The following is a 14,920-nucleotide window of genomic DNA, read 5'->3' on the forward strand; positions in this document are numbered from 1 at the left end:
GACGGAGGGTAACGCATCAATTTTGCAGTGCAACAAAAAACGTGCACTTATGCTACGGCGCACCAAAAATGTTGCGATGCAGCAAAAGCTGGGTTAGCATTCCCGTGGGTGGGCCAACAGCGGTCGAGTTTTCATGCTGCATGTCTTGTACCTTGTGCACGATGTTTCCGACCCGGCGGTGCGCCGGCGGATCATAATGCTCAAGGCAGGCGGCGCGCGGGTCACGTTGGCCGGCTTCCGTCGGACCACAAATGCTGTTCCCGACGTCGAGGGGCTGCAGCCGGTCGACCTCGGCGCGACGCGTGACGGCCGATTCGGCCAGCGTCTGGCGGCGGTCGCCAAGGCGGCGCTGTCGATAGGCTCAAAGCTTGCGGCGATGCCGAAGCCCGACCTCATCATCGCGCGCAATCTGGAAATGCTGGCGCTGGCCAGGCGCGCCAAGGCCGCCTTTCGCGGCGGCGTGCCGATCGTCTACGAATGCCTCGACATCCATCGCCTGGTGCTGCGCAATGACATGCTGGGCAAAGCACTGCGCACAGCGGAGCGTTATCTCGCCCGCGACGTGAAGCTTCTGGTGACGAGCTCACCGGCCTTCATCGCCAATTATTTCAAGCCGTTCGGGCAGGTCGCCGCACCGGTGGAACTGGTCGAAAACAAATACTTCGAAACCGCGCCGATCGCCTTGGATGACAGGTCAAAGGCCGAAAACCCTGCAGCACCCCCGTGGCGCATCGGCTGGTTCGGCGCGCTGCGCTGCCGCCGCTCGCTGGAGCTGCTGGCCGACTTCACGCGCCGTCAGGGCGGGCGCTTCGAGGTCGTCCTCCGGGGCCGTCCGGCACTCTCGGAATTCCCGGATTTCCACGCTTTTGTCGAGGCCGAACCCTATCTCTCCTTTCGTGGCCCCTACCGCAACCCGGAAGACATGGCCGCGATCTACGGCGAAGTGCATTTTTCCTGGGCGATCGATTTCTTCGAGGAAGGGCAGAATTCGGAATGGCTGCTGCCCAACCGCCTCTATGAGGGCTGCCGCTTCGGCGCCGTGCCGATCTCGATGGGCAATACCGAGACCGNGAGACCGGACGCTTTCTCGACCAGCAGGACATTGGCGTCCTGCTTTCCGATGCCACGCCCGAAATCCTGGAAACCGCGCTCGGCCGCATGGACCAGGAGCACTTCGGCAAGGCCAAGGCGCGTGTGCTGGCCCGCAACCCACGAACCTGGAGCTACGACCGCAGCGACTGCCGCGCCTTTGTCGACAGGCTGCGCGGTCTGGCGGCGGTCCCAGGTCCCTTCGTCACCGAAGCGCTGGCTTAGCGATGGCTGATGATGGGAAAAGTACAGAGCATGGGAAGGCGCCGATGACGCAAACCGAAGCGCTGCCGCCAAGCCTGATCGTCATTCCGTGCCTGAATGAGGCAGCCCATATCGGCGCGTTGCTCGAGCAGCTCAGGCCGGCAGCGCTAAGGCTCGGCGCCCGCATCGTCGTTGCCGATGGCGGCAGCACCGATGGTACTTTGGCCATTGTCGAAGAGGTTGCGGCCAAGGACCCTCAGGTCGTCCTCCTGCACAACCCAAAACGTATCCAGAGCGCGGCGATCAATCTCGCCGTCGCCAGCCTCGGTGACCGCGCCGAATACCTGATCCGCATCGATGCCCATGGCGGCTATCCCGCCGATTATTGCGACCGGCTGGTCGAGGAGGCGCTCGCCACTTCAGCCGATTCGGTCGTCGTCTCGATGCTGACCAGCGGCAGCGGCGCGGTGCAGAAAGCGGTCGCGGCGGCGCAGAATTCCAAGCTCGGCACCGGCGGCTCCAAGCACCGGCACCTCTCGGCCGGCGAATGGGTCGACCACGGCCATCACGCGCTGATCCGGATTTCGGCCTTCACCGCGGTCGGCGGCTATGACGAGAGCTTCAGCCACAATGAGGATGCCGAACTCGACTACCGGCTGCGCCAGGCTGGCTACCGCATCTGGATGAGCGGCAAGACGCAGATGGTCTACTATCCGCGTTCGTCGCTGAAGGGCCTGTATTTCCAATATCTCGGCTATGGCCGCGGCCGCGCCAAGAATGTGCTCAAGCACCGAATGATCCCGAAAGTTCGGCAGATGATCCCGCTGCTGGTGGCGCCGGTCGTCCTTCTCGCGGTATTTTCCTTTATCCACTGGCTGGCGGCGGTGCCGCTGCTGGTCTGGACTTCGGTCTGTCTGGGCTACGGCGCTGTGACCGCCATCAGCCAGCGCAGTCCCAACAATGTGCTGGCGGGCATTTCGGCGATGGTCATGCATTTCGGCTGGTCGCTCGGGTTTTGGCTGCAACTGCTCGGCTCGCGATCGCAGCGCGGGGTGGCATGATGGTCGCCGACAGCCGCCGAATCGACATCTGCGTCTGCACGTTCCGGCGGCCGGAACTGGCCGACACGCTGCGGTCGCTCGCTGCCATGGATATGCCTGCCGGTTTCGGCATCGGCGTCATCGTCGCCGACAATGACGACGAGCCGACCGCCGAGCCGCTGGTGACCGCGCTGGCGAGCGAATTGAAGCTCGTGGCCCGCTACCGGCACGCTCCGGCGCGCAACATCTCGGTTGCCCGCAACGCCTGTCTTGATGCCAGCACGGCCGATTTTGTCGCCTTCATCGACGACGATGAAACCGCTTCCCGGCAATGGCTGGCCGAACTGATTGCTATCGCGGAGACAAGCGGCGCCGAGGCCGTGCTCGGTCCGGTGCGGGCGCTCTACCGCCCGGATGCGCCGGACTGGATGCGCAAGGGCGATTTCCATTCGACCTTGCCGGTCTGGGTGCAGGGCGAAATCCGCACCGGCTACACCTGCAACGTCCTTTTGAGGATGAGCGCCGACAGCTTGCGCGACCGTCGTTTCAGCCTGGCGCGCGGCCAGAGCGGCGGCGAGGACACCGAATTCTTCAACCGCATGGTCAAGGCAGGCGGTCGCATCGCCTTTGCGCCGGAGGCGTGGGTCGAGGAAGTCGTGCCGCGTTCGCGAGCCGCTTTCGACTGGCTGCGCCGCCGCCGCTTCCGCTTCGGCCAGACGCACGGCCACCTCATCGGCCATGACGCAGGCGTGATAGAGCGTGCGAAGGCTGTCGGCCTTGCCTCGGCCAAGGCCGTCTATTGCTTCGGCATGGCGGCGTTGACCGCGATTAGCCCGGTCCGCCGCAACCGCAGCGTGCTGCGCGGCATCATGCATGTCGGCGTCGTCAGCGGCCTGGTCGGTATCAGCGAAATTCGCCAATACGGACTGTCTTCCCCGCAGCAAGGAGGCAAGCGTGCAGCCTGACGTCTCCTTTGTCATCGCAGCCTACAATGCCGCGGCCACGCTCGACCGGGCGATCGCAAGCGCCATGGCCCAGCGCGATGTCAGCGTCGAAATCATCGTCGCCGATGACCAGTCGCGCGACAACACGCTCGACGTCGCAAGAGCCTATCCAAAAGATGTCGTCAAAGTGGTTGCGCTGCCGGCAAATCGTGGCCCTGGCGGCGCCAGGAATGCCGGGCTCGAACTGGCTTCCGGCCGCTGGGTCGCGGTGCTCGATTCCGACGATGCCGTCCTGCCCGGGCGGCTTTCTGCCATGATCGCGCGGGCCGAAAGCGCGGGCGCTGTGATCGCCGTCGACAACCTCCAGGTGGTGCGCGAGGACGGCATTGCCGAAGCGACGATGTTTCCCGCCGAATATCTGGAGGGCCTGCGTGAAATCACGCTCGCCGACTACATCGCTGGCAACATCGTTTTCGAATCCACGTTCAACCTTGGCTATCTCAAGCCGATCTTCCAGCGCCGTTTCCTGATCGAAAACGGGCTTCGCTATGATGAAAGTCTGAGCATAGGCGAGGATTACATCCTGCTCGCCAACGCGCTGGCCAAGGGCGGAAAATGCGTCGTCGAGCCGACGACCGGCTATATCTACCACATCCGCACGGGCTCGATCTCGCGCGTGCTCGAGCTTCACCATATCGAGGCGATGCGCAAGGCCGACGCGGTCTTCGCCGAGACCAATTCCATGGACGCTGCTGCTGCGGCCGCCTTCGCCAAACGCGCCCGCAGCCTGCGCAAGGCGGCATCGTTCCTGTCGCTGGTCCAGCACATCAAGGCGCGTTCGCCGTTGAAAGCGATACGCACCGCGCTAAGTGATCCGGCGGCTGTCAGGCACATGTCGATGCCGATCGCCGTCCGCCTCAAAAGGGTGGCGGCGCAGTTTGCTGTCGGCGCGGAGTAAGGAGGGCGAGTACATGAAGACGTTTGTTCGTGGCCTGCAACAGGCTGAAATCGATCTGCTCAGAAGGAATTTGCGATGAAGAAAATCAGGAAGGCAGTCATCCCTGTGGCGGGGCTTGGAACACGGTTCCTGCCGGCAACCAAGTCGATTCCGAAGGAGATGCTGCCCGTGGTCGACCGGCCGGTCGTCCAATATGCGGTGGACGAGGCCTTCGAAGCCGGCATCGAGCACATCGTGTTCGTCACCGGCCGCAACAAGGCTGTCATCGAGGACTACTTCGACCTGCACCCCGAACTGATTGGAACGCTCGAACAAACCGGCAAGAAGACCCAGCTGGAGGCGCTCGAAAGCATGCTGCCCGTGGCCGGCGCCACCAGCTTCATCCGCCAGCAGTCGCCACATGGTCTCGGCCATGCGGTGTGGTGCGCACGCGAAGTCATCGGCGACGAGCCCTTCGCCCTGCTGCTCCCCGATATGGTGTCGTTCGGTCGCCGAGGTTGCCTGGCTGAAACAGTCGATCTCTATCAGCAGACCGGCGGCAATGTGATCGCCGTCGAGCGCTGTGATCCCAGCGAGACCAGCAAATACGGCATCGTCGGGCGCGGCGCCGAGACAGGCAGCGGCTTCGAGGTGACGGCCATGGTCGAAAAGCCGGCGCCGGCCAATGCGCCGTCGAACTATTACATCAACGGCCGCTACATCCTGCAGCCCGAGATCTTCTCGCTGCTGGGCAACCAGCAGCGCGGCGCCGGCAACGAAATCCAGCTTACCGATGCCATGGTGCGGCTGGCGAAAAGCCAGTCTTTCTTTGCCCAGCCTTTCAATGGCCGCATGTTCGACTGCGGCTCCAAGGAAGGCTTCATAGAGGCGACCATCGCCTTCGCGCTGGCGCGCGACGACATGAAGGGACCTGTGCTGGAAATGCTGCAGGCGTTCGCGCGGTCGCATGAGCGTCAGGAAGTGGCCGCATAATGCCCATCTTTCGAGGGCATATGCGTTTGGACGATGGCGCGGCTCATGCCTGCACGCCTGGCCGCTCAGGCCCGGCGCCGGATGGCATGAAGCTTGCGTTGCATATCTTGCCCCCGATCTCCGCAGCTTCGGACGAGGTGGGACCTGACCCGTCTCGCTCCGGCGCCTGTAACCTAGAATTGGATCGAAGATGAATTATGCCAGCTTTCCTCTCGACAAGAGGATGCCATTGCCCAACCCCGATCAGGAAAAGGGTGAAGACTTCATCGACGTCGAGCGCCTGCTTGGCATGGCGGCGCGTCAGGTCAAGGTGGTGGCGGTCTGCGCCATCATCGGCCTGTTCCTGGGGTTGCTCTATCTGCAGACCACGCCCAAGCAATACATGTCGGTCGCCAGCGTGCTGATCGACGAAGGCCTGAACAAGGTCATCGACGACATCTCGGCTGCATCCGTCACCATGCAGACCGACGCCGCCCTGCTCAGCCAGATCGAAATCATCACCTCGGCGCGGCTGGCCTCGGTGGTGGTCGACAAGCTGAAACTCGACCAGAACGCAGAGTTCATGAACCCGCCGCAATCGGCGCTGGTCAAGGGCATCGGCTTCGTGCGCGGCGTGATCGGCTATTTCCGCTCAAGTTCCGCCGAGCAGATTCCCGGCATGGAAAACGTCGATGAGGCGACACGCCAGGCCATGATGCAGACGGCGCGCCACGACTATGCCGTGCTGAAGCTGCAGAGCGAGGTGCTGGCGCAGCGCAACGGCCGCTCCTATGTGCTCGCCATCGGTTACCAGTCGACCAATCCGGCGCTCGCCACCGCCATCACCAAGGCCTATGCCGACGCCTATCTCGCCGACCAGCTCAATGCCAGCTTCGACGCCACCGAGCGCGCTGCGGTCTGGCTGCAGGGCCGGCTGACCGAGCTTCGTCAGAACTCACAGGCGGCCGCTATGGCGGTCGAGAAATTCAGGGCCGAGCATGGTCTGGCCGCCAACAGCGACGGCCAGCTGATCAGCGACAAGCAGATTGCCGATCTCACCGCGCAACTGATCGTCGCGCAGGCCGATACGGCGCGCGCCAGCGCCCGCTATCAGCAATACAAGACCATCGTCGAAAGCGGCTCGGACAATGCCTTCAACGATTCCGCCATCTCAAGCGATCAGCCGGCAAGCTCCGTCATTGCAACGCTCAAGACCCGCTATCTCGCAGTGGCCAAGCGGCTGCAGGACGTGACGGCCAATTTCGGCGCCGACCATCCGCAGGCGGTGGCGCTGGCCAAGGAAAAGGCCGACCTGTCGACCCAGATTTTCGGCGAGTTGAAGCAACTGACCGAAAGCTATCGCAATGAATATGAAGTCGCGCTTTCACGCGAGACCTCACTGAGGCAGAAGATCGCCGACGCGGCCGGCAAGAGCTCCATCGACAACCAGAGCCAGGTCAAACTGCGCGAACTCGACCAGCAGGCGCAGGCGCTGACCACGCTCTACCAGACCTTCCTTAGCCGCTACGAGGAGGCCTCGCAGCAGCAATCCTTCCCGGTCGGCAAGGTCCGCATCATCTCGGATGCCTCAACGCCGCTTTCCGCCTCGAGCCCGCGCACCTCCAGGGTGCTGGCGCTGTCGCTGGTGCTTGGCGTGCTGCTTGGCGCCGGCTTTGGTGGCCTGAATGAGTTCAACGAGCGCTTCTTCAGGACCGGCGAGGACATTCGCGATCGCGTCGGCCTCAAATTCCTCGGCTATTTGCCGATGATCGGCGGCAGGCTCGGCAAGGACGCCGACGGCGGTGCGGCGGATGCCAAAGGCGCCAACACATTGTCGGCGGCCGAGAAACGGGCGCGCATGCGGGTCAGCGTCGATGCGCCGGCATCGATGTTCTCCGAAACGCTGCGCAACGCCAAGATCGCCTTCGACGTCGTCATGGAAGGGCAAGGCAGCCGGGTCATAGGCGTGGTCTCGGTCCTGCCCGGCGAGGGCAAGTCTACGGTCGCGGCCAATCTCGCCGGATTGCTGGCCGCCAACGGCTCGAAGACGCTTTTGATCGACGCCGATCTGCGCAATCCTGGCCTCAGCCGCAACCTCGGCATGGAGGCCGAGCAGGGGCTGATGGAGGCCGTGGTCAACGGCCAGACCTGGCAGTCGGTCGGCAAAGTCGACCGCCAGACCAAGCTGGCGATCATCCCGGCCGTGCTGCGTGGGCAGTTCTCGCATACCAGCGAGCTGCTGTCGTCGGCCGGCATGCGGCGCTTCATCGACAACGCCAAGGAGACGTTCGAGTACATCATCGTCGACCTGCCGCCGCTCGGCCCCGTGGTCGACGCCAAGGCGTTTGCGCCGCTGGTCGACGGCTTCGTGCTGGTTGCCGAATGGGGCCGCACGCCGCGCGCCATGGTGCGCTCGCTGCTGGAGCAGGAACCCTACGTCGCAAGCAAGGTCGTCGGCGCCGTGCTCAACAAGGTCGATCTGAAGAAGCTGCCGAAATACGGCTCGCTCGGCGGCTCGGAAAAGTTCTTCGACCGCTATTCGACCTACTATCTGGAGAAATCGGACGTGCGGGCCAAGACCGCCGCCTGAACGGAGCGCGATCCTGAAAAGGAGCGTGATCCGGAAAAGCAGATCCGGTTTTCGGAAAAGATCACGCTCAAACGAAGAAGCACGGCAGGTCAGGAAAAGATCAGCTTGCCGAATTTACCGGCGATCCTGAGCGCTGTCAGCCGGCCGCTTTGAAAGGCGCCGGTGTCGATGCCGAGCCTTCGCCCGTCAAGCCTGGGGATATCGACCGGCGTGTGCCCATGCACCACAAGGCGGTCGAGCAGATGTGCGGCCTTGAAGAACTCGTCGCGGATGTTGAGCAGATCCTGCTCATCCTGTGCGACCAGGTCGATGCCCGGCCTGATGCCGGCATGGACGAAAACGAATTTATCCGAACAGAGCAGCACCGGCAGGCTGCGCAGGAAGTCGATATGGCTGGCCGGAATGACCTCCTTCACGCGCCGGTCGACCGCGTCGCTCGAGGCATAGAGGCTGGCAAGCCGCGCCGGATCGACCCCATAGGAAAACAGAGTCTCGCGGCCGCCGACCGCCAGCCAGCGGTCCCGCGACAGATAGCCGTCGAGATAGTTCAGCATGGCCACTTCGTGGTTTCCCGCCAGGCAGACGCGCAGGAACCCTGTTGGCGGCAGCGCCAAGAGGTGGTCGAGCACGCGCGCCGATTGCGGCCCGCGATCGATATAGTCGCCGAGCATGACGATAATCTTGCGGCCGCGAAATTGCAGCGCGTCGAGCTGGATCTTCTGCTCCAGCGACAGCAATTCCTTGTAGCAGCCATGCACGTCGCCGATCGCGTAGACGACGGTGTCGTCCATATCCATTTCCAGGCGCTCGCGCGGCGCCGGCCGGGGGGGCCTGGATCGCTGGAACAACGCCACTGGGGCCGTCAGACCCCGATGCCGCGGGCTTTGAGCGCCGCGGTGATCTCGTCAAGAATGGCGGGATCGTCGATAGTCGCCGGCATCGTCCATTCTTCCTTGTCGGCGATCTTCTGCATGGTGCCGCGCAGGATCTTGCCGGAGCGCGTCTTGGGCAGGCGCTTGATCGTCACCACGGTCTTGAAGGCCGCGACCGGGCCGATCCGTTCGCGCACCAGCCCCACCACTTCGCCTTCGATGACGGCGGTATCGCGCGACACATCGGCATTGAGCACGACGAAGCCGAGCGGAACTTGGCCCTTCATCACATCGGCGACGCCGATGACGGCGCATTCGGCAACATCGGGATGCGCTGAAAGCACCTCCTCCATGGCCCCGGTCGACAGCCGGTGTCCGGCGACATTGATGATGTCGTCTGTGCGCGCCATGACATAGAGGTAGCCGTCCTCGTCGATCATGCCGGCATCGGCCGTCTTGTAGAAGCCGGGAAATTCCTCGAGATAGGCTTGCCGGAAACGCTCGTCGGCATTCCACAGCGTCGGCAGGCAGCCGGCCGGCAGCGGCAGTTTCACCACCACATTGCCAAGTGTGCCGCGCGGCACTTCATGGCCGGCATCGTCGAGCACGCGAATGTCGTAGCCCGGCATCGGCACGCCGGGCGAGCCGTATTTCACCGGCAGCAGGCCGAGGCCCGCCGGGTTGATGGTCATCGGCGAGCCGGTCTCGGTCTGCCACCAATGATCGACCACCGGCACGTTGAGTTTCTGCTCCGCCCATTTGATGGTTTCCGGGTCTGCGCGTTCGCCGGCCAGGAACAGAGTGCGGAATTTCGACAGATCGTATTTCGGCACGAATTCGCCCTTGGGGTCCTGCCCCTTGATGGCGCGGAAGGCCGTCGGCGCGGTGAACAGCGCGACCACGCCGTGTTCTGCGATCACCCGCCAATAGGTGCCGGCGTCGGGTGTGCCGATCGGCTTGCCCTCGAACAGCACGCTTGTCGCACCATGCAGCAGCGGTCCGTAAACGATGTAGGAATGGCCGACCACCCAGCCGACATCGGAGGCCGCCCAGAATACTTCGCCCGGTCTGACGCCGAACTCGTTTTCCATCGTCCATTTGAGCGCGACCATGTGGCCGCCATTGTCGCGCACGATGCCCTTAGGCTGGCCGGTCGTGCCGGAGGTGTAGATGATGTAGAGCGGGTCGGTGGCGAGCACCGGAACGCAATCGACGTTGGCGCCCGCGGCGCGCTCGCGGGCAACGGCGTCGGCAAAATCGATATCGTAATGCTCCCTCAGATCGCAGCGCAGCTGGTCGCGCTGCAGGATCAGGCAGGCGTCCGGCTTGTGGCGGGACATTTCGATCGCCTTGTCGAGCAGCGGCTTGTAGGCCACGACACGTCCAGGCTCCAGGCCGCAGGACGCGGAGATGACCAGCTTTGGCTTGGCGTCGTCGATGCGGGTGGCGAGCTCGTGCGAGGCAAAGCCGCCGAACACCACCGAATGCACCGCGCCGATGCGGGCACAGGCAAGCATCGCGACCGCCGCTTCGGCCACCATCGGCATGTAGATGATGACGCGGTCGCCTTTGTGAATGCCGCGGTTCTTGAGCACCGAAGTCAGCGCTACCACTTCGCGCTTCAATTCGGCATAGGTGAATTTCTTGACCGTGCCGGTGATCGCGCTGTCGTAGATAAGTGCGATCTGGTCGGCGCGGCCGCTTGCGACATGGCGATCGAGAGCGTTGAAGCAGGTGTTGCAGCTGGCGCCGTTGAACCAGCGCCCGTAAACGCCGGCCTTGGCATCGAAGACGCTGGTCCACGGCGAATACCAGTCGATCGCCTCGGCCGCATCGGCCCAGAATTGTTCCGGGTCGCGTTTCCAGCCGTCATAGACCTCGTGGTAGCGTGACGCCATTCATCCCTCCTCGGGAAAACTCTCTATCTTGCAATAGCCTATGCGGGTTTTCCCGGCCACGTCTTTCCCCAAATGCCATGTCTTTCCCGAAATTTGGGGCTTGGCCGATCTCGCCTTGGCCATAAATTGCAGGCACCATGGCCGGGTTTGAAATCGGGGCAGGGCGCGCAATGACGGTACGATACGGGGTTGGATCTGCCGTTGGAGCAGCGCTGCTGTTGACGATCGTTTCCGCCGCCCAGGCCGGCGATGCCGCCGCGCGGCGCATCATCGGCTTTTCCCCCGACGGCAAATATTTCGCCTTCGAGCAATATGGCGAGCTCGACGCTGCCGTTTCCGGCTGGTCGCAGATCGACATCATCGAAACAAGCACAGACGAGTTCGTCGGCGGCAAGCCGATCCTTGTCCTCGATGAATCGGAAGAGGCGACCACGACGGTGGAGCAGGCACGGGCGCAGGCCGCAAAGCAGGCCGCGCCAATCCTGGCCAAATACGGCATCGCCGAGCGCGGCACGCGCACGGCCTCCGACAGGTTCACCTTCCCGGATGACACGGTCGAGTACAACGACATTTCCCGCCTCGAGCAGGCCGCGCAGAAATGGCTGTCGCCGTTCTATGGCGAAACACAGATTTCGACCATCCAGCTCGATGAGATTTTGGCCGACAGCAAGACGGACTGCTCGGCAAGCTTTGATGACGCCAAGCCAAGCGACCAGGCTCTTCCGAGCGACAAGACACTTCAGGGCGAAAAGAAACTTCAAGGCGCCAAGACGGGCAAGGCGCGCGGCTTCCGCCTGTCGCTGCAGGGGCAGGACGGCAAGCCGTTCAAGGTGCTGCACGAGGACAAGGCCGTGCCGGGCTCGCGCAACTGCCCGACTTCCTACAGCCTGTCGGAATCCTACGAATACACCCCGCCCGGCAGGCCGGCGGTAGTGGCGGTGCTGGTGCAGCGCTTCAGCCAGGGCTTCGAAGGACGCGACCGCCGCTTCATCGCCGTAACCGGCCATGCACGCTAAGCCGCGGCCCGTCTTGTGGCAGGCAGAAAAAGCTCATGCGCCCGGAGAAAGCAGGGCGTTCGTGTCGGATATCAGGTCTTAAAGCGGCAAGGCCGCCAGCATCAGCCCGACGCCACCCGCGATCAATATGGCGGCTGCCAATGCTTTTCGATGACGTTCGAACGCGGTCGGAGCCCGCTCCCAGTTGTAACGCATACCCAATGCTCTCCCAAAACCCCGCGACTCCATAGCTTACTTTAGGTAAGAAAAGCAAGACCTTGACCCTGCGAGATAGCTGGCTTGACCGTTTGCGGCGGTGATTCCCAGCTGCAATCACCGACTATTTCTGGGGTGCTTCCCTGTTCTCAGGCTCTGAATGATGTGGAAGTTACCACAATCTGAAATTGGATGTCTCCATTAGGCTTCGGTTGCCTGTGTCGTGAGGATGGTGGCGTTGCCGGATTGCCACAGAACGGTCAGGCCGGCCTGTTCTCCCTCTCGTCCGCGCAATGGACAGACCCGCATCGCCGCGCTATCTGCTCTCCAGGAAAATGGTGGAGGGGCTCCATGGCCCAAATCGGTTCTGAAATGGTTCTGCGGCTGGCGGACGACGCCTCGGTCCAGCATGTCGGCGATGGCGCCGTCGTGCTCTTGGCACGCAGCGGCCAGCTTTACACCTGCAACGGCACCACCGAAGCCTTTCTCGACAAGGTGGACGGCGCCCGCAGCCTTGACCAGATCGTCGTCCTGTTGTCTGACGAGTTCGAGGTCGACAAGGGCACGCTCGACCAGGACATGGCGGCGCTGGCCGCCGAACTGGTGAGCGAAGGCATTCTCGCCGACCCGGCTCCCTGATGGTGGACGGCGTTCTCCTGCGCGCTTTGTTTCGTGTCCATTTATGGGCAAGCGCGCGGCTGATGCCGACCCTGATCGGCCGCCGCAGCTTCGAATCGGTGCTGAAATGGGCGCCGCTCAGCGCACCCACCCCTTATCGCGGCCTGTCGTCAGCCTACATCGTCGCTGCCGTCAACCGGACCGTCCGGCACCCCTGGCTGATGCGCGACCGCAGATGCCTGCGCGAGGGCCTGCTCGCCCACCGCTTCCTGCGCTTTGCCGGCTTCGATCCGGATCTGCGCTTCGGCGTCGATCCGAAGTCGATGCAGGCGCCGCGTATGTCTGCCCATTGCTGGGTCTGTCTCGATGGCCGCCCGGTGGTCTCGGACAGCCTCCCCGGCATGGTGCAGATCTATCGTCATCACGCCGATGCCGGAAAGGCGCACGCTGCTTGACCGGTCCGGCGACCACCTTCTGCTACGATCTCCAGGGCCAGGTCATCAGCATATCGGCCTCGCGGGCCGATCTCTGGCCGAGCTTCGACCTCTTACTCGGCACGTTGCGCGTGAGCGGGCCGGTCGAGCCCGATTTCCGCGTCGACATCGTCGAGACGCGGGAGTTACCGGAATCGCCTGCCGGAAAACTCGCTTTCGACGGCGAGGTGCCGGAGGACGGCCATTGCCGGCTGATCGACGGTGGCGGCACCGTTCACCTGGTCTTTCCCGGCCTGCAGACCGTCTCGATCAATGCCGATGGAGGCTGGGCCGAGATACGAGTCCATCCCGATGCCAAGGTCAAATGGACGATGCTGATGATGGTGCTGGATGCAGCACTTGATGCCGGCGACCAGCACATGCTGCACACCGCCGGCCTGACATTGCCTGGCCAAGAGGCGCTGGTGCTGATCCATGCGCCGAGCGGCACCGGCAAGTCGACGACGTCGCTGGCGCTGGCGTCGCAAGGCTTCGGCCTGTGCTCGGATGACGCCATGATCCTCAAGGTTTTGGCCGGTGGCGGCATCACGGCCTGGGGCTTGCCGCGCAAGGTGAAGGTCCACCGCCACACGGCGGCAATGCTGCCCTTCGTGGCGCCTTGCCTTGGCGACAAATGGGACGCCAATGGCGAGCAGGCCGTCTCGCTGGAACGTCTCGCCGAGATCATCCGCATCGAGGAAACTGTCGGCAGACCGGTTGCGGCACTGTTTCATCTCGCCCGCTCGGCGGACGCGCAAACCCGGCTCGTGCCCATGACCAGGACAGACGCCATGGTGGCGCTTGCCACCGACAATGTCAGGACCGGCATGACCGGCCTTTTGCCGGCGCAGAAGCGCCGCATGGCAACCATCGCAACGCTGGTCAAAGCCGTCCCGACATTTACCCTGGAAGTCGGCGCGAACCCGGCCGAGGCGGCCCCGCTGATCCGCTCGGCGCTGGCGGCGCGGGACTAAAGCACACTTCAGGCAGAATGCGGCTTTGGCCTGGCGAGGCGCTGGATCCAGCGGAAGGCGTCGCGGCGCAGGCGCGAATGCATCTTGTCCCTGGAATTGACGCCGAGCAGCGTATCGCCGGTGATCAGCCATTTGGCCAAAAATATCGAGAGGTCGGGCTTGATGCGGTCGGCCAGTTCGATCGCGCGCGGTGCATCAAACAGCCGCCCCGTCACATTGAGAACCGTCGCCAGTTCGAGCTCGATGCCGCTGATGCGCGCCGCCTCGAAAAGCCGGTCTTCATCCGCGGGCGACCGCAGCGCGCGCACGCCCTGCAGCACATCGACGCAAAGCTGCAGCCGGTGGAACTTGTGCCCGCCGGCGGCGTGGACAATGGCGATGGTCAGCAGCGCGGCCGGCGTGTCGGCCTCGCTGCCGTCGATGATCTGCAATTCGCGAAAGCCCAGCGACAGCCGCCGCCGCATGCCGGAATCATGCACCAGGTTGCCGTGCAGTTCGATCAGCAGGCTGGTATTCTCCTTCTCCAGCCACTTGAACTCCTGCAGATCCTGCGACTGCGCCTCGCCGCTCCAGAGCTCGAAGCCGCATCCGGCAATCACCGTGTTGGCTTCAATGATGCTGGCCGGCTCGACCAGAATGTCGATGTCGGTGAACGGCCGGTCAGCGGCGTGGCGGTAAAGTTTGCGTGCGAAGACCGGACCCTTGACGATGCGGGCCGGAACATTTTTCGCCGCCAATGCCTTCATGATGCGGTCGCCATGATATTGCAGCAGCATCGATTGGCCGGTCGCCAGCGTCGAGCGATCACGCAGTTCCGACAGCTTTTGCCGCAAGGCTGCGTCCGCAGGCAGTTGGGCGTCGCCGATCTCGCTGAGCTTGCGCAGCATGATCGGCAGCACGCCGTGGAACTCGGCATTGGCGAGCAGTGCCAGCAAGCTTTCGGCAGCAACGTCACGGCCAATGGCAACCGTCGCCTCCGGGTCGGCGAAGGTCAGCAGCAGTTTTTCATCGGCAGGCGCAAGAGATGGCAGCATCAAACCCGGATTGCGTTCGCCCACATCAGCAATTCCCGTCCGGAATTGCGTCAAACAACCAACT

12 protein-coding genes and 1 pseudogene are annotated in these 14,920 nt (G+C 63.4%); 10 read left to right on the forward strand and 3 right to left on the reverse strand.

What is annotated here, in order from left to right; genetic code table 11:
• Nucleotides 1-133 precede the first annotated feature (133 nt).
• From X730_RS01000000164490 to X730_RS149745, 6 genes and pseudogenes are all read left to right on the forward strand, one after another.
• Nucleotides 134-1,314: pseudogene (locus X730_RS01000000164490) on the forward strand (glycosyltransferase).
• A 44-nt stretch (nt 1,315-1,358) separates the two neighbouring features.
• The gene (locus X730_RS149760) at nt 1,359-2,354 is read left to right on the forward strand and encodes a glycosyltransferase family 2 protein (RefSeq protein ID WP_023826492.1); all 996 of its coding nucleotides are present in this window, start codon (nt 1,359-1,361) and stop codon (nt 2,352-2,354) included.
• Entirely contained in the window at nt 2,351-3,298 is a 948-nt protein-coding gene (locus X730_RS149755) for a glycosyltransferase family 2 protein (RefSeq protein WP_023684220.1), read from the forward strand. The genes X730_RS149760 and X730_RS149755 overlap by 4 nt, the downstream gene beginning before the upstream one ends.
• Complete coding sequence (locus tag X730_RS0133865; RefSeq protein ID WP_031196277.1) at nt 3,288-4,235, forward strand: glycosyltransferase family 2 protein; 948 nt, start codon at nt 3,288-3,290, stop codon at nt 4,233-4,235. The genes X730_RS149755 and X730_RS0133865 overlap by 11 nt, the downstream gene beginning before the upstream one ends.
• 75 nt (nt 4,236-4,310) lie before the next feature.
• Nucleotides 4,311-5,207, forward strand: coding sequence for a UTP--glucose-1-phosphate uridylyltransferase GalU (galU, locus tag X730_RS149750; protein ID WP_023826493.1), 897 nt, complete (start codon nt 4,311-4,313; stop codon nt 5,205-5,207).
• Between the two features lie 190 nt (nt 5,208-5,397).
• Nucleotides 5,398-7,776, forward strand: coding sequence for a polysaccharide biosynthesis tyrosine autokinase (locus X730_RS149745; protein WP_023689994.1), 2,379 nt, complete (start codon nt 5,398-5,400; stop codon nt 7,774-7,776).
• 89 nt (nt 7,777-7,865) lie between these two features.
• On the opposite strand, the gene X730_RS149740 is transcribed toward X730_RS149745, so the two are convergent.
• On the reverse strand, nt 7,866-8,567 hold the full coding sequence (locus X730_RS149740) for a metallophosphoesterase family protein (RefSeq protein ID WP_023689995.1): 702 nt from the start codon (nt 8,565-8,567) through the stop codon (nt 7,866-7,868).
• A 71-nt stretch (nt 8,568-8,638) separates the two neighbouring features.
• Nucleotides 8,639-10,546: a propionyl-CoA synthetase gene (locus X730_RS149735; protein ID WP_023826494.1), complete on the reverse strand. Its 1,908-nt coding sequence runs from the start codon at nt 10,544-10,546 to the stop codon at nt 8,639-8,641.
• Between the two features lie 218 nt (nt 10,547-10,764).
• Here X730_RS149735 and X730_RS149730 point away from each other — a divergent pair, with 218 nt between their 5' ends.
• The 4 genes from X730_RS149730 (at nt 10,765) to X730_RS149715 (ending at nt 13,822) form a co-directional block, all read left to right on the forward strand.
• Nucleotides 10,765-11,562, forward strand: coding sequence for a DUF2259 domain-containing protein (locus tag X730_RS149730; RefSeq protein WP_245261372.1), 798 nt, complete (start codon nt 10,765-10,767; stop codon nt 11,560-11,562).
• A gap of 546 nt (nt 11,563-12,108) precedes the next feature.
• Nucleotides 12,109-12,396 (forward strand): PqqD family protein, encoded by a 288-nt coding sequence (locus X730_RS149725; protein ID WP_023684213.1) that lies wholly within the window; start codon nt 12,109-12,111, stop codon nt 12,394-12,396.
• Entirely contained in the window at nt 12,396-12,830 is a 435-nt protein-coding gene (locus X730_RS149720; RefSeq protein WP_023668789.1) for a lasso peptide biosynthesis B2 protein, read from the forward strand. The genes X730_RS149725 and X730_RS149720 overlap by 1 nt, the downstream gene beginning before the upstream one ends.
• Nucleotides 12,827-13,822 (forward strand): HPr kinase, encoded by a 996-nt coding sequence (locus X730_RS149715; RefSeq protein ID WP_023826496.1) that lies wholly within the window; start codon nt 12,827-12,829, stop codon nt 13,820-13,822. Before X730_RS149720 ends, X730_RS149715 begins: the two co-directional genes overlap by 4 nt.
• An 8-nt stretch (nt 13,823-13,830) precedes the next feature.
• On the opposite strand, the gene X730_RS149710 is transcribed toward X730_RS149715, so the two are convergent.
• Entirely contained in the window at nt 13,831-14,856 is a 1,026-nt protein-coding gene (locus X730_RS149710) for a nucleotidyltransferase family protein (RefSeq protein ID WP_023668787.1), read from the reverse strand.
• Nucleotides 14,857-14,920 lie beyond the last annotated feature (64 nt).

This window comes from Mesorhizobium sp. L103C131B0, from assembly GCF_000502275.1.
Classification (GTDB): domain Bacteria; phylum Pseudomonadota; class Alphaproteobacteria; order Rhizobiales; family Rhizobiaceae; genus Mesorhizobium.